This window comes from Enterococcus sp. DIV1283b, from assembly GCF_051710965.1.
In the GTDB taxonomy this organism is placed as follows: Bacteria; Bacillota; Bacilli; order Lactobacillales; family Enterococcaceae; genus Enterococcus_B; species Enterococcus_B lactis.
On sequence record NZ_JBIOLR010000001.1, the window covers coordinates 1,179,616 to 1,205,986 of the forward strand.

Sequence of the window (26,371 nt, forward strand, 5' to 3'; positions counted from 1 at the left end):
AGGGTGATTTTTTGGAGCAAATAAAAGAAAAATTACGCCGGCAAGGAATCGAAAAGCTGAAAAATCTGGCCAAAAGCGGCAAGAAAAAGGACAAAGAACAGCGAATCTGTGAACAGCTATTCGCAAGCGAGTACTGGAAGTCGGCACAAGTGATAGGGACGACTTTATCAAATGAATTTGAGCTGGATACACAGCCGATTATCCAACGGGCGAAAAAAGAACAAAAGAAGATAGTTGTTCCTAAAACTTTACCAAAACGTCAGATGGCGTTTTATGAAATGGATGAACACACCGTTTTTGAACGTTCGAGTTTTGGCGTTCTTGAGCCACAATCAGAGAAGCTTTATTTGCCGGAAATGATCAACCTCCTCATTGTACCAGGGATTATCTACAATAGAGCCGGTTATCGAATTGGTTTTGGCGGTGGTTATTACGACCGGTATTTAAAAAATTTCCATCGAAAAACATGCAGCCTCGTTTTTCGAGAACAATTGAATGAACAATGGCAACCGGAGAGTTTTGATCAGAAGATCCAACAATTATTTATTGACTAAAATGAAATGGGAGGTTTTCATGAATTATCAACAGCAAATAAAAATGCGTGCATGGTTGAGGCGACCGTTATGGACCTATGTTTTTTTGGGGATACAGACAATAGTCTTCATTATAATGGAGTTGTTTCCGCGTCTTGAAATTCCTTATTATACTGGAATGTATGGTCCTTATCTTGTTCACTTCAATGAATGGTGGCGCTTAGTGACACCAATCTTCATCCATTTTGGAGTGATGCATTTCGTCATGAACTCACTGATATTGTATTTTATGGGGCAACAAATCGAGGCAATATACGGTCACTGGCGGTTTTTCCTGATCTATATGTTCAGCGGGATAATGGGAAATACAGCAAGTTTTGCTTTCAACGAAGCGAATGTTTTGTCTGGTGGTGCAAGCACTTCGATATTCGGATTGTTTGGTGCGTTGTTTATTTTAGGATTTCATTTTAAATATAATACGGCGATCCAACAACTAGTCAGACATTTTCTTTTATTTATTGCGATGACATTTGTTTTTGGTCTTCTTGACACCTCTGTAGATGTTTGGGGACATGTCGGCGGACTGGTGGGCGGATTAGTATTAGGGAATATTTTAGGGCTACCGAAACAGCAGACAAGCTATTCGATACACCAGAAGATTCTTTCTACACTAGTTTTTGTATTTCTTTTTGTAATATGTATTTTACTGGGTTTAAAAAAATATGGTTTACTTGTATAATATGAAGGAAGTGCTTAAAGATGGAGAGCTTATATGATGTACAGCAGCTGTTCAAAAAATTTGGCATCTTTATCTATGTGGGTGCACGCATCTATGATATTGAATTGATGACTATTGAATTGCGGAATCTATATGATAGCCGTTTGATCGATCATGATACATACATGACAGCGTGGCGCATATTAAAAAGAGAGCACCGAATTGAAGAAAGCCGAAAGAAAGGAAATTTGTAATGGACAAGAAAATTATTGGGATTGATTTAGGTGGAACAACAGCAAAATTTGCAATTTTAACACCAGAAGGAGAGATTCAACAAAAATGGAGCATCGATACCAACATTTTGGATGATGGCAAACATATCGTTCCTGAAATCATCGAATCAATCAACCATCGATTGAATTTATATAATATGAAAGCCGAAGACTTTATTGGAATCGGTATGGGTACTCCAGGAAGCGTGGACAGTGACGCTGGAACAGTTATTGGTGCATACAACTTGAACTGGACAGAAGTACAATTTGTGAAAAAATTGATTGAAGCAGGGACAGGAATCAAATTCGCTATCGATAATGATGCGAATGTGGCTGCTTTAGGTGAACGATGGAAAGGTGCTGGAGAAAACGATCCAGACGTTGTATTCGTTACTCTAGGAACAGGTGTTGGCGGTGGTATCGTTGCTGGCGGGAATTTGATCCATGGCGTGAGCGGAGCAGGCGGAGAAATCGGCCATATCACTGTGGATCCTGAAGGGTTCGAATGTACTTGCGGTAAACGCGGATGTTTAGAAACTGTATCTAGCGCTACTGGTGTGGTACGTCTAGGTCGTTACTTGGCAGAAGAATACGCAGGAGATTCAAAACTGAAAGCAATGTTAGATAACGGTGAAGAAGTAACAAGTAAAGATATCTTTGAAATGGCTCAAGAAGACGATCCGTTTGCATTGATGGTTGTTGATCGCGTATGCTTCTACTTAGGTTTAGCTTGCGGAAACTTGGGGAATACATTGAATCCGTCAAGTATTGTGTTAGGCGGCGGAGTATCGGCAGCAGGAGAATTTTTACGCAGCCGTGTAGAGAAATATTTTAAAGAATTCACTTTCCCACAAGTAAGAGAATCAACAAAAATCAAATTAGCAGAGCTTGGAAATGAAGCTGGTGTCATTGGCGCTGCCTCATTAGCCTTGAAATTTGCTTAAAAAGACGGAGGCATCACATGGTTTTATGGGTAATTAATATCATTTTGCTATTGATTGTGTTTGCAATCATCTTTTGGGAAGTCTATCTACGAGTAATGGCCAAGCGTTCAGCAACGACTTTGACAGAAGAAGAGTTTCGAGAAGGAATGAGGAAAGCACAAGTAATCGATGTTCGCGAAAAAGATGTGTTTGATGCAGGGCATATCTTAGGTGCAAGAAACATCCCTTACACTGTTTTGAAAGATTCACTAGGATCGATTCGAAAAGACCAACCTGTCTATATCTACGATCAAAAGAAAAGCTTGAGTATCCGTACGGCAAATAAATTACGTAAAGCAGGTTATAAAGAGATTTATTTGCTTAAGGGTGGTTATGACGGCTGGTCTGGAAAAATCAAAAGCAAAAAAGTATAAAGCAGATGTTTTTATGACAGCTTTGGAAAAGCTAGATCAATAATCAGGTATTGACTAAGAAAAAATGAACGACGCGAGGGATAGTTGTGTCGTTCATTTTTTATTTTGTGCTATTATCTACATATAAAAGCAAAAAGGCAGAAAGAAGGAAACAACTATGATCAAATTAAAGCGTGTTTATCTTGATGCTGAAGAAGAGGATGGCTTTCGGATACTCGTGGATAGGCTCTGGCCACGAGGAATTTCAAAAGAAAAAGCACACTTGGATCTATGGTTGAAAGAAATTGCGCCTAGTAATGAAGCACGCAAAGCATTTGATCATGTACCAGAACGTTTTGCTTCATTTGCAAAGAAATATCAGCAAGAATTATCTTTTGAAGAAGAAAAGACACGAGCTGTTTCCGAACTCACCCAACTTATGAAAGAACATCCAGTCATTACTTTCGTTTATGGTGCAAAAAACGAGCACCAGAACCATGCCGTTGTGTTAAAAGAATTTATCGAAAAGGAGGTGTACAAATGAAAATAGGGATCATTGGTGCCGGACCTAGAGGATTAAGTGTAGCAGAAAGGATTCTCCATAATAATCAGGGCAGACATTCTCTTGAACTTATTCTTTTTGATCCAGAAGGTCCAGGCGGTCGAGTTTGGCGGTTGAATCAGCCACCAGAATTATTAATGAACTCTGTTTCTCAACAAGTGACGCTTTTTACAGACGAAACGTTGTCCAGTGGGGGAACGGTAATGCCGGGACCTAATTTGTTTCAATGGAGTAAAGGACCTGCTACAGATTATATCGAACAGACGGTAACCAAAAATAAGCAACTATTTATAGAAGAAATTAACCGTCTGGAAAAAGATCATCAATCTACTCGTTGCCTATACGGACTTTATCAACGCTGGTTTTTCTCAAAGTTGCAAGAAGAATTTCCAGCTTCTACTCAGCTTGTCTATTCTTTAGTGAAAAAGGTCAGCAAAGAAAAAGACGGTTTCCTTTTACAGACAGATCAGCAAAGCTATCCTGTCGATCAGCTCATTTTAGCGAGCGGTCATTGGGAAAATGATCAGACAGAAGAGGAAAGAGCCTGGGTAGACTATGCAAAGAAAAATGATTTACTGTATCAGCTTCCTTCTAATCCGGCAGATGTCGATCTTTCAAAGATACCGCCAAAAGAAAATGTCTTTTTAAGAGGGCTTGGTTTAAGCTTTTTTGATTATGTCGGATTGTTTACGGTATCAAGAGGTGGACGCTTCGAAAACAAAAAGGGAAAACTAGTCTATCATCCATCTGGCAAGGAACCGATTGTATACAGCGGGTCAAGAAGAGGTCTTCCTTATTATCCTCGGGGGAGAAATCAAAAGCAAGGCGGAGCAATGGCATGGCCGCGGCTACTTACAAAAGAGAACCTTGAGCAATGGCATCGATCGGGACTTTTGACTGGCGAAACATTTTTTGACTATCTGAAAAAAGACGCTGAGTTGTTTTATTACAAGAAAATCATCGAAGAACATCACTTGCCGATTTCAAGGAAAGCTTTTGAGCATGATTTTCTTTCCCTCTCTTCAGAAGAGTGTCTTGGAAAGTATCCACCATTACTTCCTTACAAATGGTCTTGGTCGTGTCTGGAAACTCCTCTTACCTATCAGGATGAGTCCTTTCCAGAAGCTAGCCGAGCATTTATTGAAGGGCAGATAAAAGAAGCGGAAAAAGGCAATTGCACAGGGGCATTGACTTCGACATTTGATGCATTGAAAGACTGGCGTGATCCAATCCGGCAGGCTATTGAATGGCACGTTTTTTCGGCTAAGGAATACAAAGAAATACTGTGGGGATGGTTTACTCATCTAAACAGCTTTTTAACGATTGGTCCGCCAGTTATTCGGACGAAAGAGTTAGCAGCACTGATAGATGCGGGTGTTTTTCATTTAATCGAACCGCCACTTGATATTCAGCAAAAGCAAAACAGCTATGTTATTTCTCTACAAGATAAAGAAATCAGCAGTCGCTATTTGATCGAAGCTCGTTTGCCACAAACAAGCTTTTCTCGTTCAAGTAATCCTGTCATAAAAAATTTGAAGGAAAATAAACTTGTTCGCCCTTTTTCGTTTTCAGATAATACAGGAAGTTATCATTCAGAAGCTATAGATGTTGAGCGAGGTACGAATCGCGTGATTGATGCTTCCGGGAAAATCCAGTCTGGATTTTATTGCTATGGAATACCAGTTGAAGGTGTGGATTGGTTAACTGCAGCAGCAGCTAGACCTTATACAGATCCATGGAATTTGAGACAAGCAGATAAAATAGCACAACTTATATTGACTGACAAATAAAAATACGCATGATGACTTATCTGTTATTCCACAAGTCTTCATGCGTATTTTTTAAATAATTATTAACGAGAAACGCGTTTGCGCATTGCTTTTTTACGATTTTCTTCGATCATTGCTTCTTTTTCGTCAATCGGATCGATCACTGTTTTTTTCACAGAAGCGACCAAACCAGCAACGGCAGCGGCTGTTGCCAAGCTACCTACTAATATTCCAGATACAAATTTTTTCATTGAATCCACCTCATTTATTATTTGTTATATCTATTATGGAACAAAAGAGAAAAAAAGGCTAGTTTTACGTTTGTTTGTAAACCTTTGCAAAAAATCCTTGAAAATGTTTACTAAATGTTTTATTATAAATTTACCAGATAAATTTACGAAATTTTACTTTCTTTTTTTCCACCATAAAAGTAGACTTCGTTTTTTAAATTATATAGAATCAACAAACACAATTTCACTAATCAAAGGAGTGTTTTTTATGACAATTTTAGTACTAGGCGGAGCCGGCTATATCGGTTCGCACGCTGTAGACCAGCTAGTTCAAAAAGGGTATCAAGTCGCTGTGGTAGATAATTTACTCACAGGTCACAAACAAGCAGTACATCCAGATGCTCATTTTTATGAAGGAGATATTCGGGATAAAAAATTTCTACGTTCCGTATTTGAAAAGGAACCGATTGAAGGAGTAATCCATTTTGCTGCAAGCTCTTTAGTAGGAGAATCTGTCGAAAAACCATTGATGTATTTCAACAACAACGTATACGGTATGCAAATCTTACTTGAAGTCATGCACGAGTTCAACGTGAATAAAATCGTATTCTCTTCTACTGCAGCAACTTATGGAGAGCCGAAAGAGTCTCCAATCACGGAAAATACACCAACTAATCCTAAAAATCCGTATGGTGAAAGCAAATTGATGATGGAAAAAATGATGAAGTGGTGTGACCAAGCGTATGGCATGCGCTATGTCGCTTTGCGCTACTTCAATGTAGCCGGAGCAAAAGCAGATGCATCTATCGGAGAAGATCATACACCAGAAACGCATCTTGTCCCAATCATTTTACAAGTAGCTCTTGGTCAAAGAAAAGCATTGGCTGTTTATGGAGACGATTACGATACACCAGACGGAACATGTATTAGAGATTATGTTCAAGTAGAAGACTTGATTGCCGCACATATTTTAGCTTTGGAATACTTGAAAGAAGGAAACGAAAGCAACTTCTTCAATTTAGGCAGTAATAAAGGGTACTCGGTCAAAGAAATGTTAGAAGCAGCTAGAGAAGTGACAGGGAAAGAAATCCCGGCAGAAATAGCACCAAGAAGAGCTGGAGATCCTAGCCGATTAGTCGCTTCAAGTGAAAAAGCGAGAGAGATTCTGGGCTGGAAACCTGAATACACAGATATCAAAGCAATTATCAAAACAGCATGGGATTGGCATGTCAGCCATCCAAATGGTTATGAAGAATAGGGGAATGAGATATGTCAATCAGTCAAACGATTTGTGATTTTGCCACACTTGCGATCGAAGCTGGCGGATGGATGGAAATGGACCGCTTATATTTACAGAATCGTCTTTTAGGGATGGTAGGAGAAGACGCTCTAGAAAGCGTCGAAGTAAGACCAGTTAAGGAAGAATCAGTAGACTTATTGGACCAGCTTGTCGCTAAGGCAAGAGAAAATGGTGTTCTTTCAGAATTACCAGCAGAACAAGAGATTTTTGAAGCACAATTGATGGATTTTCTTACACCGCCGCCTTCCGTTGTCAATGCATTCTTTGCACAGCATTATTCGAAAAGTCCAGAGGAAGCAACTGATTATTTCTTTGATTTAAGTAAGAAAAATGATTACATCAAAACAAGAGCCATCGCTAAAAATATCAAATTTCCAGCAGAGTCAGCATATGGTGAATTAGAAATCACGATCAATTTATCTAAACCAGAAAAAGATCCAAAACAAATTGCGGCAGAACGCGAGGCAGCCAAAGTAGATTATCCTACATGCATGTTGTGTATGGAAAACGAAGGATATAGAGGTCGCTTGAATTATCCAGCCCGCACCAATCATCGAATCATTCGAATGAATCTAGATGGTGAAAGCTGGGGATTCCAATATTCTCCTTATGCTTATTACAATGAGCATTCGATCATTTTATCAGAGCAGCACCGCCCAATGAAAATTTCAAAGGAAACATTTGTTAGACTGCTTCGGATTACTGAAGTCTTGCCTCATTACTTTGTTGGTTCAAATGCTGACTTGCCGATTGTTGGAGGATCGATTCTTTCTCATGATCATTATCAGGCAGGACGTCATGAATTTCCTATGGCAAAAGCACCAATAGAAAAACTCATCAAATTAGCAGATTATCCACAAGTCATCGCAGGAGTTGTGAAATGGCCGATGTCTGTGATCCGTTTGCAATCAACAGATAAAGAGTTGCTGATTGAAGCAGCCAATTCAGTGTTGGAAAAGTGGAAAGAATATTCGGATGAAACAGTAGAAATCCGGGCTTTTTCAGCAGATGGTACACCACACCACACGATTACGCCAATTGCACGAAGAAGGGACAATTATTTTGAGCTGGACCTTGTCCTTCGAGACAATAATGTTTCAGATGAACATCCTGATGGTATTTTTCATCCGCATAAAGATGTCCAACATATCAAGAAAGAGAACATTGGATTGATCGAAGTAATGGGGCTTGCTGTTTTACCACCTCGTTTGAAACCGGAACTAGCAGAAGTAGAGCGGTTCTTATTGGGAGAAGAAAACCAGATGGCTAAATACCATCGTCCATGGGCAGAACAGTTGAAAAAAGAGCATCCTGATTTGACGAAAGATGCGGTCACTGATGTTGTACAAAAAGCTGTAGGTCAGGTTTTTGCTCGTGTCTTGGAAGATGCTGGAGTATTCAAGCGAGATGAAAAAGGTCAAGCAGCGTTTGAGCGGTTTACTGCGATTTTATAAACGGAAAAAAGGAGGAGAGACAAATGGCAACAATTAAAGACATCGCTCAGTTGGCAGGAGTTTCTCCTGCTACTGTTTCAAGAGTGCTCAACTACGATCCTGAACTTTCCGTCGGCTTAGCCACAAAGCAAAAAATTTTTGAAGCAGCGGAACGCTTGAATTATACGAAGCACCGCAAAAATGCAGCAAATGCTAAGCAAACCCTTCGTCTGATCCAATGGTACGATGATACAGAAGAACTTGAAGATCTTTATTATTTGTCTATTCGTTTAGGAATCGAAAAAAAGGCAGAAGAAGCAAACGTTACTTTGTTGAAAGAAACGTGGGATTCCATTAGTGAGCGTCCAGCGGATGGAACGATCGCATTAGGGAAATTCGATGAAGCTCAGCTGTTGGATTTGAAACAATCTCAACAAGCCCTACTTCTGGTAGATTCTGATGGCACTTCTCAAGGAATCGATTCTATAGTTGTCGATTTTAAGTCGAGTGTTCAAAAAGTCATTGAGCACTTTGTTTCCCAGGATGCACAACATATCGCGATGCTTGCTGGAACAGAATATACAAAGAAAAACCATCAGCGACTAAGGGATCCTAGAATCATGGCATTCCAACAAGTTTTAGCAGAAAAAGGCTACGACGAAGGGTCAATTATCGAAGCAGATTTTTCTGTCGAGTCAGGCTATCAAGCGGTTAAAAAATATTTAAAAACAAATGAGCAGATTCCTGATGCACTTTTTGCGGCTAATGATGCATTAGCGATTGGCGCGCTGAAAGCGATTCAAGAAACAGGTTTAACGGTGCCAGAAGATATTTCCGTGATGGGTTTCAACGATGTCAGTGTAGCGAAATATGTAACACCCTCTCTTTCTACTGTGAAAGTTTATACGGAATGGATGGGAGAGCTAGCAGTGGAGACGATCCTTCAACTAAGTAATTCCAAAGCACCAGTTTCAAGAAAAATCATTGTGGAAACAGAGTTGATTGTTCGAGAGTCGACGAAATAAAAAAAGAAAAAGTTGTGGTAAAGTGTCGTGATACCGCAGCTTTTTTTGTGTATGTAAGAAAGAAACTAGATTTGCCGGTCAGCAGATAATCATGTATCATTGTACTAGTTTTGCCTTTGATATTTTCATCATTGGAATAAAAAAGTATGCTACAATGGAAGGCAAGAATGTTATAGCAGAAAGGATCAAATATATGATTACATTAGGAATAGATACTGCAAATCAAACTTTGGCGATCGGTGTGGTGGAAGACAAACAAATTCTTGGGCAAATACAGACAAATATCAAACGCAACCACAGTGTGACTCTGATGCCTGCCATTGACCAATTGTTTGCAGATCTTCAAATGAGTCCCCAAGACATTGACCGAATCGCGGTTTCTGATGGTCCCGGTTCTTATACCGGACTTCGTATAGGTGTAACGACAGCGAAAACGATTGCTTATACACTAGATAAAGAGCTAATAGGAGTATCTAGCCTAAAAGCCATCGCGGCTAATTGTGTCGGGGTGAATAAAATGATTGTGCCCATGTTCGATGCTCGAAGAAAAAATGTCTATGCTGGGGCATACCGCTGGAAAGAAAATAGATTAGAAACTGTACTGGAAGATGTACATATTGCTGCTTCTGATTTGTTTGCACAACTACAAGAGCTGAATGAAGCTATTTATTTCGTTGGGAGTGATTGTCATAAATTCATCTCTGAAATAAAAGAAATGCTGCCTGATGCGATGATTAATACAGTTCCAGCATGGGATATCCCAAGTGGTGTGACTGTGGCTCAATTAGGTGCGTTGGATGAACCAGCTGCAGATAAACAAGCTTTTCTCCCTCGTTATTTAAAACGAGTAGAAGCTGAAGAGAAATGGTTAGAGACGCACACGCCTGGAGACGAAAGCTATGTTGAAAAAATTTAAAGCATATGCTAGAAGTCTTTTTCAAGATAAAATGATCTATACAGAAAAAACAATCGAACAAATCGATCGTCGCTATATACTAAGAGAATTGACTATAGAAGATATCAAAGAGCTGTTGGATGTCGAACGAGAAGTCTATAATGGCGAGTTGCCATGGACAAAAAGTGCTTTTATGTCAGAGTTGAAGTCACCGCTCCCTCATCTATATTTAGGGATCTTTGATAATGGAAGAATGATCGGATTTGTCGGTTCAAGGGCGTTCGGCTTAGATTGTCATATCACGAATATTGCTGTTCGACCGGCATATCAGCGTAAACGAATCGGTTCGCTGCTTATTGACGAAATCGAGAACTTTGCTATAATGAATCGCTGTGAGACGATGTCATTGGAAGTACGTATGAGTAATCAGGATGCGCAAAGACTTTATCGGAAATTAGGGTTTCAAGCAACGACGATCAAAAAAAGATATTACACTGAAACAAAAGAAGATGCGTTGGATATGATAAAAATTTTAGAAAATGAGTGAGATTAGTTGATTTGCAGAAAAAAAGATTTTGATGAAGCATATTTGGCAGAATGCGTATGGGCAATTAGCGAAAATGCTTACCCATATGGCTCACCTTGGACGAAGATGCAGTTTTTGACAGATATCCAACAGCCCCACACGGATTATCTGCTTATAGTTGAAGATAACCAGATCTGTGGTTTTGTCGGGTATTCGAAAGTAATGGATGAAGTCGAAATCACAAATATCGCTGTTGCAGTTTCAGAACAAGGAAAAGGCTATGCACGGCATTTACTACATCTGCTGATTGCGGAACAAATAAAAGATTCGCTGCATGTTTTTTTAGAAGTACGTCTGTCTAATGAAGCAGCAAGAAAACTTTATGAATCAGAAAAGTTCCGTATATTAGGTAAACGGAAATCATATTATCGCAATCCGACAGAAGATGCGATCATTATGAGCAGAAAGTTAAAAACGGAGACGATAAAATGAATGAAGAATTGATTCTGGCAATTGAATCAAGTTGTGATGAAACGAGTGTAGCGGTCGTTAGAAATGGAACAGAGATCTTATCTAACATCGTTGCTTCCCAAATAAACAGTCATAAACGTTTTGGCGGAGTGGTGCCTGAAGTAGCTAGCCGCCATCATGTAGAACAAATAACCTTATGCTTGGAAGATGCACTGGTAGAAGCTGGTGTATCGGCAAAAGATTTATCGGCAGTCGCTGTCACTTATGGGCCTGGACTCGTCGGCTCTTTGTTGATTGGTATTTCTGCAGCTAAGGCTTTTGCTTGGGCACACCAATTGCCGCTGATTCCTGTGAACCATATGGCAGGTCATATTTATGCCGCACGTCTGGTCAAACCATTCCAGTTTCCATTGATGGCACTTCTTGTTAGCGGAGGACATACAGAATTAGTCTATATGCAAGAAGATGGATCATATGAAATCATTGGGGAGACAAGAGATGACGCAGCAGGAGAAGCTTATGACAAAGTTGGAAGAGTCTTAGGTCTTTCTTATCCAAGCGGAAAAGAAATCGATCAGCTAGCTCATCAAGGAAAAGATAATTATCATTTTCCACGAGCGATGATCCATGAAGATAATTATGATTTCAGTTTTAGTGGATTAAAAAGTGCATTTATCAATTTGGTGCATAATGCACAACAGCGTGGAGAAGATCTAGACAAAAATGATTTAGCAGCTAGCTTTCAAGCAAGCGTGATTGATGTATTGATTACTAAAACACTTCGAGCGTGTCAAAATTATCCAGTCAAGCAACTGGTTGTAGCTGGAGGTGTAGCGGCCAATCAAGGATTGCGTGAAGGATTGCATGCTGCTCTGTCAGCTAAACTCCCTGAAGTAGAATTAGTGATTCCGCCTCTGAGACTTTGTGGAGATAATGCCGCAATGATTGGAGCAGCAGCACATGTGGAAATGAAAAAAAGAAATTTTGCCAGCTATCAGTTGAATGCTGATCCAAGCTTGGTTTTATCTGAATAAATGAAAGAGAGTGTGAAAAAGCTGCCCTGCATCAAGTTATAAGAACAGCAAAGAAAAAAACAGCTTCACATGTTTTTGACTTGGTTGAACTTATTACCGTAGATGCAAGCTTTTGAACACTATTTATTGTAATAAGGGTTGTGACAGATTTTTTTCACAACCCTATTTTTTTGTCTACTTTTAATAGTATGTGTTATTTAAATTTCTATTAGAGCTTATTTTCAAAACGTTTTATGCTATTTTATATAATAAAAAATAGTTATTATATAAATTGTGTTCGTTTTTTTCCTGTGCTATGATTAATTCAATAAATCATAGGATTTATTCGTGTACATAGAAAGTCTGAATACAAAATGAAAAAAGAAAGTAGAGAGAATATGAAGAAAAAGAAAATAGCTGCCTCTCCGGTTCCTTTAGTTGCACTAGCTGATCAATCGATTACTGCCGAGAAATATCGAACGATCCGGTCTAATATCCAGTTTGCAGCGATTGATCGGGAATTGAATACATTGGTCATCACTTCTTCCGGCCCAGATGAAGGAAAATCTATTACTGCCGCTAATCTAGCAGTAGTTTTTGCAAATAGTGGAAAACAGGTCTTACTTGTAGATGCCGATTTGAGGAAACCAACTGTAGCATTGTCTTTTCAATTGCCGCATAATGAAGGATTGAGTAATTTACTTAGTGAGCGTGAACGGATAGCGGACGATTACATAACTGAAACACATATAGAAAATCTTTGGGTCTTGCCCAGTGGTCCAAAGCCGCCGAATCCTTCGGAAGTTTTAGGGACGAAAAGAATGGAAGAGATAATAGAGGAACTGATACTTGACTTTGATCTGGTCCTCTTTGATATGCCTCCGGTAGCAACTGTAACGGATGCTCAAATCCTTGCAGCAAAAACGGATGGGACGCTACTTGTTGTCAGAGAAAGAAAGACAAAGAAACAAGAGTTGGTAAAAGCGAAAGAACTGTTGCAGATTGCAAAAGCAAATATATTAGGTGTAGTTTACAATGGAACAAAAAAAGAGAGTGATCTCACTTATTATTACCAATCATTTGAATAGACGAAACAAAAAATAAACAGCGACTCCGATAAATATCAGGATCGCTGTTTATTTTTGTCGCGTTATTCTCTCATAGCTGGAGTAGTAGCGGTCTTACAGAAAGTAAAATGCTTTTTGTGATAATCTAACAATCCTGAATCACGTAGTTGTTTGATTACTTGTCCAGCAGTTTCACGTGTCGTGCCGCTATTCACTGCTAATTCTTTTAAGGTAATTGGATAAGGAATGGTGATATGGCCGTCTTCTGTTGGTACGCCAAGTTCTTCTTTCAAAATGAATAGATTTTGTTTCACTCGGTCAAAAGCACTGGAGGTTAATCCAATTTGGATACGTAACTCATGTATTTCGACTACTTTAGAAATTTTTTGGATCATATAGATCAGTTGTTCAGGATTTTTTCGTGCTAATTTTTCATAGTAGGAAACAGGAAGATAGAAAGTTTCGATATCAGTCATCGCTTGAGCTGTATAAGTGTAGGTCTCTTCTCCGAACATTCCTGACATAGGAAAAAGGTTATTGGTAGTCACGTAATCATAATAATAATAGGTGGCACTTTCATCGTAACGTTCTAAACGAACAAGTCCTTTGGTCAAGATATATAACCGTTGTCTAGGATCTCCATCATCAAAAAGGATTTGTCCTTTCTTATAGGAACGAAGAACAGTATGTTCCTTGATCTGTTGGAACTCTTCATCCGAGAAATGTTCAAAATCAGGTTGATATCTGAGTTTTGAAAAGTGAAAATCGATTTTATTAACACGCATTAAAAAGTCCTCTCCTTATTGTTCACTATATTTATTGTTACTTTTTTTAAAGAATTTGTAAAGTTTTAACACATCTGGATTACACATAAGTTTTAATACTTTACAAATAAAATTTGTTATTATGTAAAAAATATACATTCACATTGAATAATTTATTTTGAAGAGAAACATTTATGTATAAAAAACAATAATAATACATATAGCAAACGCTAACAATGTTAGTATAGTTTATTTTTTTAATTTATTCAAAAAAATTTTTTAGATGAATAAATATTTTTTTGGAAGTGTATACAGAATAAAAAATGAATAAATTACGCTTAAAATTAGAAAAACGTTTAATTATTTAATTATCGAATATTAATGTGAGGGATGTCTCATTTTGAATGAGACAAAATTATGAAAGTGATTACAAAAGGGAGCTATCCTATACATGTAATCAAAAAGAAGGAGGCAACACAACATGGATAAACCTATTCACGTTTTCTCTGAAATAGGGAAATTAAAGACAGTTTTACTGAAACGGCCTGGACAAGAAGTGGAAAATTTGACACCAGATATTATGGATCGTCTGTTGTTTGATGATATTCCATATCTTCCAATTGCTCAAGAAGAACATGACAACTTTGCAAAGACCTTGCAAAACGAAGGCGTCGAAACTCTTTACTTGGAAAAATTAGCAGCAGAAGCGATTGACGCAGGCAACGTCAAAGAACAATTCTTGAATAAAATGTTGGATGAATCTCATATCGTATCGAATGCAGTAAGAGATGGTCTTCATGAGTTCCTTCTATCAATGGAAACACAAGAAATGGTAGATAAAATCATGGCTGGAGTACGTACAAAAGATATCGAAGTACGTTCTAGCAGCTTGTATGATCTTTCAGCAGACGACGACTATCCATTTTACATGGACCCAATGCCAAACTTGTACTTTACACGCGATCCTTCCGCATCAATGGGAAATGGGATGACCGTCAATAAGATGACTTTTGAAGCACGTCGTCGTGAATCGATGTTTACAGAATATATTTTGAAACATCATCCAAGATTTGCCAATAAAGGGATCGAAGTATGGTTGGATCGTGAAAATCCAGATCATATCGAAGGTGGAGACGAATTAATCTTAAGCGATAAAGTAGTAGCAGTTGGGATTTCTCAACGAACAAATGCAAAAGCTTTAGAAAAATTAGCACGCCATCTATTCGCAAAAAATTCAGGATTTGAAAAAGTATTAGCAATCAAAATCCCGAACAACCGTGCAATGATGCATCTGGACACCGTATTCACAATGGTAGACCATGACAAATTCACTATCCATCCAGCAATCCAAAGTAAAGACGGTAAGATGGATGTCTTTACGATCGAACCAGATGGTGAGGATATCAAGATCACTCATTCAGATAACTTACACGAAACGATGAAAGCTGCTCTTGGATTAGATGATCTTGTGTTGATTCCAACTGGTAATGGGGATGAGATCGTTGCCCCTAGAGAACAATGGAATGACGGATCCAATACATTGGCAATCGCTCCAGGTGTCGTAGTCACTTACAATCGGAATTACGTATCGAACGAATTGCTTCGTAGCTATGGTATCAAAGTGTTGGAAATCAATTCAAGTGAATTGTCACGAGGTCGTGGCGGTCCACGTTGCATGAGTCAACCACTTGTCCGTGAAGACTTGAAGTAGTTTATAACCTGACGGCAGTCTTACTGTCAGCTGACGTCAGGATTTCCTCTTTAATCTTAAATAAAAACAATCTAAAGGAGAATGTTTAATATGAAAGAATCAGTATTCCAAGGAAGAAGTTTATTAGCAGAAAAAGATTTTACAAAAGAAGAGTTACAATATTTGATCGATTTTTCAGAACACTTGAAAGACTTGAAAAAACGTGGGATCCCACATCACTATCTAGAAGGAAAAAATATCGCACTTTTATTTGAAAAAACATCTACACGTACTCGTTCTGCATTTACCACTGCAGCAATCGATCTAGGCGCACACCCTGAATACCTAGGTGCGAATGACATCCAATTAGGTAAAAAAGAATCAACAGAAGATACAGCTAAAGTGTTAGGTCGTATGTTTGACGGAATCGAATTCCGTGGATTCAGTCAAAAAATGGTAGAGGAACTAGCAGAATTCTCTGGCGTTCCAGTTTGGAATGGCTTGACTGACGAATGGCATCCAACACAAATGATCGCTGACTTTTTAACTATCCAAGAAAACTTTGGAACTGTAGAAGGTATCACTGTTGCATACTGTGGAGATGGTCGAAACAATATGGCTAACTCTTTATTAGTAACAGGTGCAATTTTGGGAGCAAACATGCGTATCGTTGCACCAAAAGAATTACAACCTGAAGAAGAAATCGTCAAAATGGCAGAAGGTTTTGCTGAAAAATCAGGGGCACAATTGATGATTACCGACGATGTTGATAAAGGTGTAGACGGAGCAGACGTTCTTTATTCTGATGTATGGGTATCAATGGGTGAAGAAGATAAATTTGAAGAACGGATCAAATTATTGAAACCTTACCAAATCAATATGGAAATGGTAGAAAAAACACACAATACAGATCGTTTGATCTTCTTGCACTGCTTACCAGCTTTCCATGATACAAACACTGTTTACGGTGAACAAATGAAAGAACGCTTTGGCATCACTGAAATGGAAGTAACAGATGAAGTCTTCCGCAGCAAATATGCTCGTCAATTTGACCAAGCAGAAAATCGTATGCATTCAATCAAAGCAATCATGGCAGCAACATTAGGTAACTTGTTTATCCCTCGCGTTTAAGCATAACCACATTCATCTCACGAAAAAACGAGTCAGCATTGAGGGAAAATCACAAAACGCTGGCTCGTTTTGTTATCTAGAAAATTCAGGAGAACTGAAGAAAGGACGAATGAAATGGCCAAACGAAAAGTAGTTGTCGCTTTAGGAGGCAATGCCATCTTGTCTACGGATGCAAGTGCAAAAGCCCAACAAGAAGCGTTAATGGAAACAGCAAAGTATTTAGTGAAATTTATCGAACAAGGAGATGAATTAATCATCTCTCACGGAAATGGTCCGCAAGTCGGCAACCTATTGATTCAGCAGCAAGCTGCTGATTCTGAGAAAACACCAGCAATGCCTTTAGATACATGTGTCGCAATGACGGAAGGGTCAATCGGCTACTGGCTCCAAAACGCGATGGGTGAAGTACTGAAGGAAAAAGGAATCGATAAAGATGTAGTTTCTTTAGTCACTCAAGTCATTGTGGATGAAAATGATCCTTCCTTCAAAAATCCAAGTAAACCAGTCGGCCCATTCTACACGGAAGAAGAAGCGAAAGAACAAATGAATGCTGATTCTACTGTGACATTCAAAGAAGACGCTGGACGTGGATGGAGAAAAGTAGTCGCTTCCCCTAAACCAATCTCGATTAAAGAAGCACGTGTCATCGAAACGCTAGTCGAACAAGGAGTTATCACGGTGTCTGTCGGCGGTGGCGGGATTCCTGTTGTAGAAACAGCGACCGGATTAGAAGGGCGAGAAGCCGTGATAGATAAAGATTTTGCTTCAGAAAAATTAGCCGAAATCATCGATGCGGATTTGCTGATCGTTTTGACAGGTGTAGACAATGTGTATGTCAATTACCAAAAACCGGATCAAAAGAAACTAGAAACTGTTACTGTTTCAGAAATGAAACAATACATTGATGAAAAACAGTTCGCTCCAGGAAGCATGCTTCCGAAAGTAGAAGCAGCTATTGCATTTGTTGAAGCAAAACCGAACGCTAAGGCAATCATCACTTCTTTAGAAAATATCGAAAATCTTTTAGCTTCTGAAGAAGGAACGATTATCGTAGCTGATTAATTTGTTAAATCTTTCGTATTTACGAAATGATTTATAACTATCCAGGTGGTATTTCTTCTCCTTTAGGCCATCTGGATTGTTTTTTTATTAGAAACGACTAGCCTTTCGTTTTTTTTTCTGATATAATTCAAGAAAGTTTAATAAGATTAAGATTTGTTGAACAAGAGAGTACTTGTATCATTCTTGGCTAGCGAATTCGGAAGTGGTGGAAGCCGAATGAAGGAGATACAACGAAGCGCACTTGGAGAATTCTGTTTTAAACAGACGGTCGTCTACCGATATCAGATGGAGCTGGTCCTTTTTTAGGACAATTGGAGTGGTACCGCGGGAAATCTCGTCTCTAATGATGGCATACTAAGTATGTCGTCATTAGAGATTTTTTTTGTTGAACAAATAAGAGAGTATTTTAGGAGGAATAAAGATGAATAATAAAGATCTTGTCGCAAAAGCCGTCTATGACGTTGTCAAAGACGATTTGACACTTGAGCAAGTCGAACAATTACTAGAAAATCCAAAATCAGCCGAACACGGGGATGTGGCATTTCCAGCCTTTTCATTAGCAAAAGTTTACCGAAAAGCGCCACAGCAAATCGCTGCAGATTTAGCAGAAAAAATCGACTCTGCCAACTTTGAAAAAATCGAAGTGGTTGGACCTTACTTGAACTTTTTCATGAATAAAGAACTTATCAGCAAAAAAGTTTTGCAAACAGTAGTGAAAGAAAAAGAACATTATGGGGATAGCAATATCGGGAATCAAGGAACCGTACCGATCGATATGTCTTCTCCAAATATTGCAAAACCAATCTCAATGGGACATTTACGTTCGACAGTTATCGGTAATTCGATTGGCTTCATTATGGAAAAAATCGGATACCAGCCAATCCGCATCAATCATTTAGGTGACTGGGGCACGCAATTCGGAAAACTGATTGTTGCTTACAAAAAATGGGGTTCAGAAGAAGCGGTCAAAGCAGAGCCAATCAATGAACTGCTTCGTTTGTATGTCCAATTCCATGAAGTAGCTGAAACAGAACCAGAATTAAATGAAGAAGCTCGTGCTTGGTTCAAACGTCTAGAAGAAGGCGATGAAGAAGCTATCCAATTGTGGCAATGGTTCCGTGATGAATCGATGAAAGAATTCAACAAAATCTATGATCTACTGGAAGTACAGTTTGATTCATTGAACGGTGAAGCTTTCTATAATGACAAAATGGATGAAATCGTCGAACTTTTAGAAGAAAAACATTTGCTGAACGAAGATAAAGGTGCGGAGATCGTTGACCTTTCTGCTTACGACTTGAATCCAGCATTAATCAAGAAATCAGATGGCGCGACACTATACATCACACGTGACTTAGCTGCCGCATTGTATCGTAAACGTACCTATGACTTCAAACAATCTCTATATGTAGTAGGGAATGAACAAAGTTATCATTTCAAACAATTGAAAGCTGTCTTGAAGGAAATGGGCTTTGACTGGTCTGACGATATGCACCATATCCCATTTGGTTTGATCACACAAGGTGGTAAAAAATTATCAACTCGTAAAGGAAAAATCGTCTTACTAGAAGAAGTATTGAATGAAGCAATCCAATCTGCTAAAGAACAGATCAGCGAGAAAAACCCTGATTTAGAAAACAAAGATGTTGTAGCTAAACAAGTAGGGGTTGGGGCAGTCATCTTCCATGATTTGAAAAACGATCGTCTCAATACATTTGACTTTAACTTAGAAGAAGTCGTTCGTTTTGAAGGAGAAACTGGACCTTATGTGCAATATACACATGCTCGTGCAGTCAGTCTGTTGGAAAAAGCAGGATTCGTCCCTTCAGAAACAGCAGACTATGCGTTGAATGACGATATCAGCTGGGAAGTAGTCAAATTGGTTCAAAAATATCCTGAAACAGTCTTATCCGCTGGGGAAAAATATGAACCTTCAGTGATTGCGAAACATGCAATCAAATTAGCACAGGCATTCAACAAATACTATGCTCATACGAAGATTTTAGCTGACGATGAACAAAAAGAAGCACGCTTAGCTTTAGTGTATGCAGTGACTGTATTATTGAAAGAAGATCTTCGTTTGCTAGGACTTCATGCACCAGATAAGATGTAAGAAAAAAAGAATGTGAAATCAGTGTTCAGCCCCGAGTCACAAGGAACAATTTCAAAAAACAGCTTCTCATGTTTGTTGGACATTGTGACTTGTGACCGAGGAGTTGGCAGGAGAACACCGTTTATTCGCAAATAAGGGCTGTGACAATATTTTTGTCACAGCTCTTATTTTGTATAAAAGTCATTCTGGATTCTTGTCAGCGTACAAAATGTACTCTGTTAACTCCTTCAAGTTATTTACGCAAAGATCAGCGCCAGCTTGTTGGAACCTAAGAGCAACAGACTGTTTTAAGCAATCTTTTTCCTCCATCTCTATTTGTTGGTATGCATCATAAGAAAGTCCCATCAGCGAACTACCTTCAACCACACCTACTGTAAACACCCCTGCATTTTTCCCTTCTTGGATATCTGAGACCGTATCTCCGACTTTGATTACTTCATCAACCGACTTGTTTTTGAAATACTGTATGTTTTTATGAATCATATAAGGAAATGGTCGTCCATATCCTTCGACGTCTTCAGAAGTTGCCATGAAGTCTGGTGAATACCCTTCTTTTTTTGCGGTTTCTGCTACGATTGCCATCATAGGAGCAGTAAATCCAGTCGTGGAACCAATATTGATTCCAGCGCTTCTTAACCGTTCGATCGTTTCCAATGTGTCGGGTTTCAAGGTAGAATGCTGGGCCAAATCTTTAAACAGATAATGTTCAAATTGCTGATACAATTCCTCCACCTCTTTTTCCTGAGGTAGTTGTCCGTGAATCGCTATCCATTGTTCTTTGACAGAAGGGAGGGAAAGAAGCTGTTGGATATGATCCCATTTTAATTTTCCCATCGGTTCGCGGATCTCTTTGTCAGTCAGTTGGATCCCTTTTTCTAGAAAAGCATTTCTAAAAGCGTGGACAGGAGCCATACAGCCAAAGTCCACAGTTGTTCCTGCCCAATCAAAAATTACAGTTTTAATCATTAATGTTCTCCTTATAGTCTTTGATAATTGCTGTTAGTTCTGAAATGTCTTCTGGATAAATCTCGCCAATATTACCGATACGAAAACATTCATGATCGCTGATTTTCCCAGGATAGATCACAAATCCGTTTTGTTTTAAATGCTGATAGAAATGATTGAAATCAAATCGCCAGTCTTTAGGGTAAAGAAAAGAGGTAATGAATGGCCCCTGATACTCTTGGATGAAAGGCTGGAACCCCATCTCTGTCATTTTTTGTCGTAGCACATGATTATTGGCGAGATAACGTGAATATCGAGTTTCGATCCCTCCTTCTAGCTCTAGTTCCTTCAATGCCTGTTGAAAAGCCAAAACCGTATGAGTAGGGGAAGTGAAACGCCATTTGCCATTCTCGTTTTCCATCACGCGGTACTGGTCATACAGATCAAGTGACAAACTTCGACTCACATTTTTTCGCTTTTCTAGTTCCGCTTTATTAGCAAGTACAAAAGAAAAACCTGGAACACCTTGAATACATTTGTTTGAGCTGGAAATCAAAAAATCGATCCCTAGTTCCGCTACATGAATCGGTATCCCACCAAAGCTGGACATCGCGTCCACTATAAACAAAATGTCTCTTTCCTGTGTGACAGCAGCAATTTCTTCCAAATCATTTAAAATACCGGAAGTAGTCTCGCTATGGACCATTGCAAGTGCGGAGATAGACGGATTCTCTTCAATCAATTGTGTAATCATATGTGCTTGGGGGATTTGGTGTTCAGGTACTTCATAAACTGCATAGTTTAGTTGCAGACATTTGCACATGGCAACCATTCGTTGACCGTATGCGCCATTTGAACAAATCAGCAAAGTATCATCTGGTCTGATCACAGAACTTAAAACAGATTCTACCCCAAAGGAGCCGCTGCCTTGCATCAAGACCGTTGTGTATAGTTCTTCCGGTATTTGAGCAAGTTGCAGCAATTTTTTTCTTATCCATTGTGTCATCTCTTTGTATTCTTGATCCCAGGTACAATGATCGGTCAGCATAGCTTTTTTCACTGTTTCAGAAGTCGTTAATGGTCCAGGCGTTAATAATTTATACATGCGATTTCCTTTCATTTCTTTTTTATTGACATACACAAAGAGCAAGACTCTGCTCTTGCTAACATCCAATATAAATGATGAGTATTGTGATTTAATCAAAGTTATGAAAAGTTTAAATAAAAACTGATGTATTTTTGTAAAGAGTGTAAAGGTTTATTTAACAAGGAAAATATTGAAAATAAAAAAACACGCATTCCTTATTAGGAACACGTGCTCTGATTAAAAAAGTGATACTTCAGTCGGATGGTGAAGAAATTCTTCTACTCGTTTTGCATCCTCCTCATTTTCTGAGATGATCATAATCGTATCAAATCCAGCAATCGTACTGACGATAGGAGGAGGCTTGATCTCATCTAAAACAGATGCAAATAAATGAGCATTGTCTGGCAAGGTATTAACGATTGTCAAAAAGTGGACTCGTTCGACTTTCAACACAATGTCTTCGATCATTTGAATCAGCCGATCCTCTTCTTCAGTCCTAGTATCAGGAGTACCTTTTTCGCGAAACAACACAAAGCGGGAAATACCGTTTTCATCAGGTGCCTTCACGATTTTCAAATCACGGATATCTCGAGAAATCGTTGCTTGCGTTGCGGTAACGCCATAATGCCCAAGTTTGTTTAATAGTTCTTCTTGCGTACGGATCGGGAATTCTTCAATGACTTGTTTAATCAGCAAATGTCTTTGAGCTTTGCGCATTTTCTTTCTCCTTTACGAAAGATTTCACATGTATCATAACAAAAAAAAGAAGGATTGCCCAATAATATTCGTCTTTTACACCTAAAATTATTTTATGGAAAAAAGAGAATAAAGAAACAAAGAGAAATCTACTGTTTTTCTTGAATTCTTTTTGTCTTTCAGGTAAACTATTGAATGTTGAGCAGAAAAGTACATTTGCTCTTGCGATACGGATCTTTTGTCTGTATAATAGCTGAGGGTGCTTTATGCATCAGCAAATCCACATTCTTATTGGATTGTCGGTAGGTGCTTGAAAAAGTTTGCCGGCAAGGTAGAAGATAAGAAGAGGGAAAATAAAACCAAATCGGAGGAAACAAACATGGCAGTAATTTCTATGAAACAATTACTAGAAGCCGGCGTACACTTTGGTCACCAAACTCGTCGCTGGAACCCAAAAATGAAGAAATATATCTTCACAGAAAGAAACGGAATCTACATTATTGACTTACAAAAAACAGTTAAATTAGTAGATGCAGCTTATGATTACATGAAGAGCGTTGCTGAAGAAGGCGGCGTAGCATTATTCGTAGGTACAAAAAAACAAGCACAAGAAGCAATCAAAGAAGAAGCAACTCGTGCAGGACAATACTTCGTTAACCATCGTTGGTTAGGCGGAACATTGACAAACTGGGATACTATCCAAAAACGTATCAGCCGTTTGAAACAAATCAATGCAATGGAAGAAGATGGAACTTTTGAAGTTCTACCTAAAAAAGAAGTTGCTGGTTTGAACAAAGAACGCGAACGTCTTGAAAAATTCTTAGGCGGTATCGCTGATATGCCAAGAATCCCAGATGTAATGTACATCGTTGACCCACGTAAAGAACGTATTGCTGTTCAAGAAGCACACAAATTAAATATCCCAATCGTAGCTATGGTTGATACAAACTGCGATCCAGATGAAATCGACGTAGTAATCCCTTCAAACGACGACGCAATTCGTGCCGTTAAATTGATTACTTCAAAAATGGCTGATGCTTTCATCGAAGGAAACCAAGGTGAAGATCAAGTAGTTGAAGAAGATTTCACAGAAGAAAACACAGCAACATCAATCGAAGAAATCGTAGATGTTGTTGAAGGCGACAATTCTTCAGCAGAATAATTTTGAATGATGGAGCTGTTTCAAAGGCTGGGCGACAAGCCTCACTCTCCTTTGAAGCAGCTTTTTTTTAAAAAGAACACACAGGAGGAGTTAAACATGGCAGACGTTACAGCTAAAATGGTAAAAGAACTACGCGAAATGACTGGCGTAGGAATGATGGATGCGAAAAAAGCATTAGTTGAAGTAGAAGGCGATATGGAAAAAGCAGTTGATCTTTTACGTGAAAAAGGAATGGCAAAGGCTGCAAAGAAAAATGACCGCATTGCCGCTGAAGGATTAGCTTCAGTTGCTGTGAAAGGTAACACTGCAGCAATCGTTGAAGTAAACTCAGAAACAGACTTTGTATCTAAAAATGAAATGTTCCAAGACTTAGTAAAAGAAATCGCAGAACTTGTTGCTGAAAACAAACCAGCAGACATGGAAGCTGCAATGAAAATCAAAACAGATAAAGGAACGATTGAATCTGACTTGATCGAAGCAACTCAAGTTATCGGAGAAAAAATCAGCTTCCGTCGCTTTGAAGTTGTAGAAAAAGACGACAATGCTGCATTTGGCGGATACTTGCATATGGGCGGACGTATTGCTGTATTGACTGTTCTAGACGGAACAACAGATGAAACAGTTGCAAGAGACGTAGCTATGCACGTAGCAGCTATCAATCCTCGCTATGTAAACGAATCACAAATTCCAGAAGCTGAATTAGAACATGAAAAAACTGTTCTTACAGAACAAGCATTGAACGAAGGCAAACCAGCGAATATCGTTGAAAAAATGGTAGAAGGACGCTTGAAGAAATTCAAAGCAGAAATCGCTTTGGTTGACCAACCATTCGTTAAAGATCCTGATATGACTGTTGAAAAATACGTTGCTTCAAAAGGCGCAACTGTTAAAACATTCGTACGTTTCGAAGTTGGCGAAGGTATCGAAAAACGCGAAGATAACTTTGTAGAAGAAGTTATGAGCCAAGTGAAAAAATAATTCTGTTGAATGACAGACGGGAACGCACGCTTTGTGCGCTCCCTTTTTTTAAGCAAAACAAGAAAAACCAGGCTTAGCGTGTCGAAATCATCTAAGTATGGTAAAATGGCAATAGAAAATATTGGAGGAATGAACATGGTCACACCGAAATATCAGCGTGTAGTCTTAAAATTGAGTGGAGAAGCTTTAGCTGGGGATGCAGGATTTGGAATCAAACCACCAGTAATCAAAGAAATCATCCAAGAAATCAAAGAAGTTCATGAACTGGGCGTTGAAATGGCAATCGTTGTGGGCGGCGGAAATATCTGGCGCGGACAAATCGGAGCACAAATGGGCATGGAACGCGCTCAAGCTGATTACATGGGTATGTTAGCTACAGTTATGAATGCCTTAGCTTTACAGGATACGTTGGAAAACGTGGGTGTACCGACACGCGTGCAAACTTCGATTGAAATGCGTCAAATCGCAGAGCCATACATTCGCCGTAAAGCAGAACGTCATTTAGAAAAAGGACGGATTGTTATTTTTGCGGGCGGTACCGGCAACCCGTACTTCTCGACAGATACAACAGCAGCATTACGCGCAGCAGAAATCGGCGCAGATGTTATCCTGATGGCTAAAAACAATGTAGACGGTGTTTATTCTGCTGATCCGAAAGTAGATGCAAATGCAGTAAAATTTGAAGAACTGACTCATCTGGAAGTTATTGCTAAAGGACTACAAGTCATGGATTCAACTGCAAGTTCACTAAGCATGGATAATGACATTCCATTGCTTGTCTTCAATTTAAATGAACACGGAAATATTCGCCGGGCAATCTTAGGCGAAAATATCGGAACGACTGTAAGGGGGAAATAAAAATGGCAGATGCAATTATGACAGAAGCAAAAGAAAAAATGAAAAAAGCAGCACAAAATCTTCAACGTGAACTTGGGCAAATCCGCGCAGGCCGCGCGAATGCTAGCCTTTTGGATCGAATCACTGTGAATTACTACGGTGCACCAACTCCATTGAACCAAATGGCGTCAATCCAAATCCCAGAAGCACGTGTTTTAATGATCACGCCTTTTGATAAGAGCATTCTTCAAGATGTTGAAAAAGCTATTATGGCAAGTGATATCGGAATCAGTCCTACCAATGATGGAAATGTTATTCGTTTGGTTATCCCGCAACTGACAGAAGAACGCAGAAAAGAATTAGCTAAAGATGTGAAAAAAGAAGCAGAAAATGCAAAAATCGCGATTCGTAACATCCGTCGTGATGCGATCGATGAATATAAGAAACAACAAAAAAATGGTGACATTACCGAAGATGATTTGCGCGGATTAGAAAAAGACGTACAAACATTGACAGATAACAGCATTAAAGAAGTAGATAAGATCGCTGCTGATAAAGAAAAAGAATTATTGGAAGTTTAATAAAACCATAAAAACAGAGGGGCGGATCATTCCGCTTCCTCTGTTTTTATTTATGTTTCTTTTATTTAAAGATTAAAAAAAGAAAAAATTATTCAGTTTTTAAATAAAAAAACAATGATTTCATAGGAAAAACGTTTAGATATTGCTATAATACTTAAGATAGTGGGAATCTTTT

28 protein-coding genes and 1 other annotated feature are annotated in these 26,371 nt (G+C 38.8%); of the genes, 23 read left to right on the plus strand and 5 right to left on the minus strand.

What is annotated here, in order from left to right:
* Positions 1-11: 11 nt before the first annotated feature.
* The 7 genes from IGJ53_RS05850 (at position 12) to IGJ53_RS05880 (ending at position 5,211) form a co-directional block, all read left to right on the plus strand.
* Positions 12-554 (plus strand): 5-formyltetrahydrofolate cyclo-ligase, encoded by a 543-nt coding sequence (locus IGJ53_RS05850; RefSeq protein WP_010732396.1) that lies wholly within the window; start codon positions 12-14, stop codon positions 552-554.
* A gap of 19 nt (positions 555-573) precedes the next feature.
* Positions 574-1,272: a rhomboid family intramembrane serine protease gene (locus tag IGJ53_RS05855; protein ID WP_002308868.1), complete on the plus strand. Its 699-nt coding sequence runs from the start codon at positions 574-576 to the stop codon at positions 1,270-1,272.
* A gap of 20 nt (positions 1,273-1,292) precedes the next feature.
* A complete protein-coding gene (locus IGJ53_RS05860) occupies positions 1,293-1,505 on the plus strand; it encodes a YqgQ family protein (protein WP_002293902.1) in 213 nt (70 codons plus the stop codon).
* A complete protein-coding gene (locus IGJ53_RS05865) occupies positions 1,505-2,467 on the plus strand; it encodes an ROK family glucokinase (protein ID WP_010732397.1) in 963 nt (320 codons plus the stop codon). Before IGJ53_RS05860 ends, IGJ53_RS05865 begins: the two co-directional genes overlap by 1 nt.
* 17 nt (positions 2,468-2,484) lie before the next feature.
* Complete coding sequence (locus tag IGJ53_RS05870) at positions 2,485-2,880, plus strand: rhodanese-like domain-containing protein (RefSeq protein WP_002400381.1); 396 nt, start codon at positions 2,485-2,487, stop codon at positions 2,878-2,880.
* Between the two features lie 157 nt (positions 2,881-3,037).
* Complete coding sequence (locus tag IGJ53_RS05875; RefSeq protein ID WP_002400379.1) at positions 3,038-3,403, plus strand: DUF488 domain-containing protein; 366 nt, start codon at positions 3,038-3,040, stop codon at positions 3,401-3,403.
* Complete coding sequence (locus IGJ53_RS05880; protein WP_010732398.1) at positions 3,400-5,211, plus strand: FAD/NAD(P)-binding protein; 1,812 nt, start codon at positions 3,400-3,402, stop codon at positions 5,209-5,211. Before IGJ53_RS05875 ends, IGJ53_RS05880 begins: the two co-directional genes overlap by 4 nt.
* Before the next feature lie 62 nt (positions 5,212-5,273).
* On the opposite strand, the gene IGJ53_RS05885 is transcribed toward IGJ53_RS05880, so the two are convergent.
* Entirely contained in the window at positions 5,274-5,441 is a 168-nt protein-coding gene (locus IGJ53_RS05885; RefSeq protein WP_002288457.1) for a DUF3042 family protein, read from the minus strand.
* 247 nt (positions 5,442-5,688) lie between these two features.
* Here IGJ53_RS05885 and galE point away from each other — a divergent pair, with 247 nt between their 5' ends.
* From galE to IGJ53_RS05925, 8 genes are all read left to right on the plus strand, one after another.
* Positions 5,689-6,678, plus strand: coding sequence for a UDP-glucose 4-epimerase GalE (gene galE, locus IGJ53_RS05890; RefSeq protein ID WP_010732399.1), 990 nt, complete (start codon positions 5,689-5,691; stop codon positions 6,676-6,678).
* A gap of 11 nt (positions 6,679-6,689) precedes the next feature.
* Positions 6,690-8,174, plus strand: a complete 1,485-nt coding sequence (gene galT, locus IGJ53_RS05895) for a UDP-glucose--hexose-1-phosphate uridylyltransferase (protein ID WP_010732400.1) — start codon at positions 6,690-6,692, stop codon at positions 8,172-8,174.
* A gap of 23 nt (positions 8,175-8,197) precedes the next feature.
* Positions 8,198-9,178: a LacI family DNA-binding transcriptional regulator gene (locus IGJ53_RS05900; RefSeq protein WP_010732401.1), complete on the plus strand. Its 981-nt coding sequence runs from the start codon at positions 8,198-8,200 to the stop codon at positions 9,176-9,178.
* A 193-nt stretch (positions 9,179-9,371) separates the two neighbouring features.
* Entirely contained in the window at positions 9,372-10,094 is a 723-nt protein-coding gene (gene tsaB / locus IGJ53_RS05905) for a tRNA (adenosine(37)-N6)-threonylcarbamoyltransferase complex dimerization subunit type 1 TsaB (protein WP_042956958.1), read from the plus strand.
* Complete coding sequence (rimI, locus tag IGJ53_RS05910) at positions 10,078-10,620, plus strand: ribosomal protein S18-alanine N-acetyltransferase (RefSeq protein WP_002334782.1); 543 nt, start codon at positions 10,078-10,080, stop codon at positions 10,618-10,620. The genes tsaB and rimI (IGJ53_RS05910) overlap by 17 nt, the downstream gene beginning before the upstream one ends.
* 6 nt (positions 10,621-10,626) lie before the next feature.
* On the plus strand, positions 10,627-11,091 hold the full coding sequence (rimI, locus tag IGJ53_RS05915; protein WP_010732403.1) for a ribosomal protein S18-alanine N-acetyltransferase: 465 nt from the start codon (positions 10,627-10,629) through the stop codon (positions 11,089-11,091).
* Positions 11,088-12,104 carry a tRNA (adenosine(37)-N6)-threonylcarbamoyltransferase complex transferase subunit TsaD gene (gene tsaD / locus IGJ53_RS05920; RefSeq protein ID WP_010732404.1) on the plus strand — a complete coding sequence of 339 codons (1,017 nt, stop codon included), beginning with the start codon at positions 11,088-11,090 and terminating at the stop codon, positions 12,102-12,104. Before rimI (IGJ53_RS05915) ends, tsaD begins: the two co-directional genes overlap by 4 nt.
* A 377-nt stretch (positions 12,105-12,481) precedes the next feature.
* Positions 12,482-13,171 carry a CpsD/CapB family tyrosine-protein kinase gene (locus IGJ53_RS05925; RefSeq protein WP_010732405.1) on the plus strand — a complete coding sequence of 230 codons (690 nt, stop codon included), beginning with the start codon at positions 12,482-12,484 and terminating at the stop codon, positions 13,169-13,171.
* Positions 13,172-13,233: 62 nt separating this feature from the next.
* Here IGJ53_RS05925 and IGJ53_RS05930 read toward each other — a convergent pair whose 3' ends face one another.
* Positions 13,234-13,935 (minus strand): Crp/Fnr family transcriptional regulator, encoded by a 702-nt coding sequence (locus IGJ53_RS05930; RefSeq protein WP_002400355.1) that lies wholly within the window; start codon positions 13,933-13,935, stop codon positions 13,234-13,236.
* Positions 13,936-14,395: 460 nt separating this feature from the next.
* Between IGJ53_RS05930 and arcA the strand changes: the two genes are divergently transcribed.
* The 4 genes from arcA to argS all read left to right on the plus strand — a co-directional run bounded on the left by arcA (position 14,396) and on the right by argS (position 19,910).
* Positions 14,396-15,625 carry an arginine deiminase gene (arcA, locus tag IGJ53_RS05935; protein WP_002400354.1) on the plus strand — a complete coding sequence of 410 codons (1,230 nt, stop codon included), beginning with the start codon at positions 14,396-14,398 and terminating at the stop codon, positions 15,623-15,625.
* 90 nt (positions 15,626-15,715) lie between these two features.
* Entirely contained in the window at positions 15,716-16,735 is a 1,020-nt protein-coding gene (gene argF, locus IGJ53_RS05940; RefSeq protein ID WP_002288437.1) for an ornithine carbamoyltransferase, read from the plus strand.
* A 114-nt stretch (positions 16,736-16,849) separates the two neighbouring features.
* Positions 16,850-17,797 (plus strand): carbamate kinase, encoded by a 948-nt coding sequence (arcC, locus tag IGJ53_RS05945; protein ID WP_002313642.1) that lies wholly within the window; start codon positions 16,850-16,852, stop codon positions 17,795-17,797.
* 147 nt (positions 17,798-17,944) lie between these two features.
* Positions 17,945-18,142 (plus strand) — a binding site (T-box leader).
* A gap of 76 nt (positions 18,143-18,218) precedes the next feature.
* Positions 18,219-19,910: an arginine--tRNA ligase gene (gene argS, locus IGJ53_RS05950; RefSeq protein WP_002308891.1), complete on the plus strand. Its 1,692-nt coding sequence runs from the start codon at positions 18,219-18,221 to the stop codon at positions 19,908-19,910.
* Between the two features lie 180 nt (positions 19,911-20,090).
* On the opposite strand, the gene phnX is transcribed toward argS, so the two are convergent.
* The 3 genes from phnX to IGJ53_RS05965 all read right to left on the minus strand — a co-directional run bounded on the left by phnX (position 20,091) and on the right by IGJ53_RS05965 (position 22,659).
* On the minus strand, positions 20,091-20,876 hold the full coding sequence (gene phnX, locus IGJ53_RS05955) for a phosphonoacetaldehyde hydrolase (protein WP_010732406.1): 786 nt from the start codon (positions 20,874-20,876) through the stop codon (positions 20,091-20,093).
* Positions 20,869-21,960, minus strand: a complete 1,092-nt coding sequence (gene phnW, locus IGJ53_RS05960) for a 2-aminoethylphosphonate--pyruvate transaminase (RefSeq protein ID WP_010732407.1) — start codon at positions 21,958-21,960, stop codon at positions 20,869-20,871. The genes phnX and phnW overlap by 8 nt, the downstream gene beginning before the upstream one ends.
* A 219-nt stretch (positions 21,961-22,179) precedes the next feature.
* Positions 22,180-22,659, minus strand: coding sequence for an arginine repressor (locus IGJ53_RS05965; RefSeq protein WP_010732408.1), 480 nt, complete (start codon positions 22,657-22,659; stop codon positions 22,180-22,182).
* A gap of 358 nt (positions 22,660-23,017) precedes the next feature.
* Here IGJ53_RS05965 and rpsB point away from each other — a divergent pair, with 358 nt between their 5' ends.
* The 4 genes from rpsB to frr all read left to right on the plus strand — a co-directional run bounded on the left by rpsB (position 23,018) and on the right by frr (position 26,196).
* Entirely contained in the window at positions 23,018-23,800 is a 783-nt protein-coding gene (gene rpsB / locus IGJ53_RS05970) for a 30S ribosomal protein S2 (protein WP_002293880.1), read from the plus strand.
* A 96-nt stretch (positions 23,801-23,896) separates the two neighbouring features.
* Complete coding sequence (tsf, locus tag IGJ53_RS05975; protein ID WP_002293878.1) at positions 23,897-24,778, plus strand: translation elongation factor Ts; 882 nt, start codon at positions 23,897-23,899, stop codon at positions 24,776-24,778.
* A gap of 135 nt (positions 24,779-24,913) precedes the next feature.
* On the plus strand, positions 24,914-25,636 hold the full coding sequence (pyrH, locus tag IGJ53_RS05980; protein ID WP_002293877.1) for a UMP kinase: 723 nt from the start codon (positions 24,914-24,916) through the stop codon (positions 25,634-25,636).
* A gap of 2 nt (positions 25,637-25,638) precedes the next feature.
* Positions 25,639-26,196 carry a ribosome recycling factor gene (gene frr / locus IGJ53_RS05985; RefSeq protein ID WP_002293875.1) on the plus strand — a complete coding sequence of 186 codons (558 nt, stop codon included), beginning with the start codon at positions 25,639-25,641 and terminating at the stop codon, positions 26,194-26,196.
* Positions 26,197-26,371: the final 175 nt, after the last annotated feature.

Bases quoted from the DNA above. Each gene is read 5' to 3' on its own strand.
- IGJ53_RS05870 (WP_002400381.1), top strand. From the start codon at position 2,485: ATGGTTTTATGGGTAATTAATATCATTTTGCTATTGATTGTGTTTGCA.
- IGJ53_RS05875 (WP_002400379.1), top strand. From the start codon at position 3,038: ATGATCAAATTAAAGCGTGTTTATCTTGATGCTGAAGAAGAGGATGGC.
- IGJ53_RS05865 (WP_010732397.1), top strand. From the start codon at position 1,505: ATGGACAAGAAAATTATTGGGATTGATTTAGGTGGAACAACAGCAAAA.
- argS (WP_002308891.1), top strand. From the start codon at position 18,219: ATGAATAATAAAGATCTTGTCGCAAAAGCCGTCTATGACGTTGTCAAA.
- phnW (WP_010732407.1), bottom strand. From the start codon at position 21,960: ATGTATAAATTATTAACGCCTGGACCATTAACGACTTCTGAAACAGTG.
- frr (WP_002293875.1), top strand. From the start codon at position 25,639: ATGGCAGATGCAATTATGACAGAAGCAAAAGAAAAAATGAAAAAAGCA.
- argF (WP_002288437.1), top strand. From the start codon at position 15,716: ATGAAAGAATCAGTATTCCAAGGAAGAAGTTTATTAGCAGAAAAAGAT.
- phnX (WP_010732406.1), bottom strand. From the start codon at position 20,876: ATGATTAAAACTGTAATTTTTGATTGGGCAGGAACAACTGTGGACTTT.
- arcC (WP_002313642.1), top strand. From the start codon at position 16,850: ATGGCCAAACGAAAAGTAGTTGTCGCTTTAGGAGGCAATGCCATCTTG.
- tsaD (WP_010732404.1), top strand. From the start codon at position 11,088: ATGAATGAAGAATTGATTCTGGCAATTGAATCAAGTTGTGATGAAACG.
- galT (WP_010732400.1), top strand. From the start codon at position 6,690: ATGTCAATCAGTCAAACGATTTGTGATTTTGCCACACTTGCGATCGAA.
- IGJ53_RS05900 (WP_010732401.1), top strand. From the start codon at position 8,198: ATGGCAACAATTAAAGACATCGCTCAGTTGGCAGGAGTTTCTCCTGCT.
- pyrH (WP_002293877.1), top strand. From the start codon at position 24,914: ATGGTCACACCGAAATATCAGCGTGTAGTCTTAAAATTGAGTGGAGAA.
- galE (WP_010732399.1), top strand. From the start codon at position 5,689: ATGACAATTTTAGTACTAGGCGGAGCCGGCTATATCGGTTCGCACGCT.
- IGJ53_RS05860 (WP_002293902.1), top strand. From the start codon at position 1,293: ATGGAGAGCTTATATGATGTACAGCAGCTGTTCAAAAAATTTGGCATC.
- arcA (WP_002400354.1), top strand. From the start codon at position 14,396: ATGGATAAACCTATTCACGTTTTCTCTGAAATAGGGAAATTAAAGACA.
- IGJ53_RS05880 (WP_010732398.1), top strand. From the start codon at position 3,400: ATGAAAATAGGGATCATTGGTGCCGGACCTAGAGGATTAAGTGTAGCA.
- IGJ53_RS05855 (WP_002308868.1), top strand. From the start codon at position 574: ATGAATTATCAACAGCAAATAAAAATGCGTGCATGGTTGAGGCGACCG.
- rimI (WP_002334782.1), top strand. From the start codon at position 10,078: ATGTTGAAAAAATTTAAAGCATATGCTAGAAGTCTTTTTCAAGATAAA.
- IGJ53_RS05965 (WP_010732408.1), bottom strand. From the start codon at position 22,659: ATGCGCAAAGCTCAAAGACATTTGCTGATTAAACAAGTCATTGAAGAA.
- tsf (WP_002293878.1), top strand. From the start codon at position 23,897: ATGGCAGACGTTACAGCTAAAATGGTAAAAGAACTACGCGAAATGACT.
- IGJ53_RS05885 (WP_002288457.1), bottom strand. From the start codon at position 5,441: ATGAAAAAATTTGTATCTGGAATATTAGTAGGTAGCTTGGCAACAGCC.
- tsaB (WP_042956958.1), top strand. From the start codon at position 9,372: ATGATTACATTAGGAATAGATACTGCAAATCAAACTTTGGCGATCGGT.
- IGJ53_RS05925 (WP_010732405.1), top strand. From the start codon at position 12,482: ATGAAGAAAAAGAAAATAGCTGCCTCTCCGGTTCCTTTAGTTGCACTA.
- rpsB (WP_002293880.1), top strand. From the start codon at position 23,018: ATGGCAGTAATTTCTATGAAACAATTACTAGAAGCCGGCGTACACTTT.
- IGJ53_RS05930 (WP_002400355.1), bottom strand. From the start codon at position 13,935: ATGCGTGTTAATAAAATCGATTTTCACTTTTCAAAACTCAGATATCAA.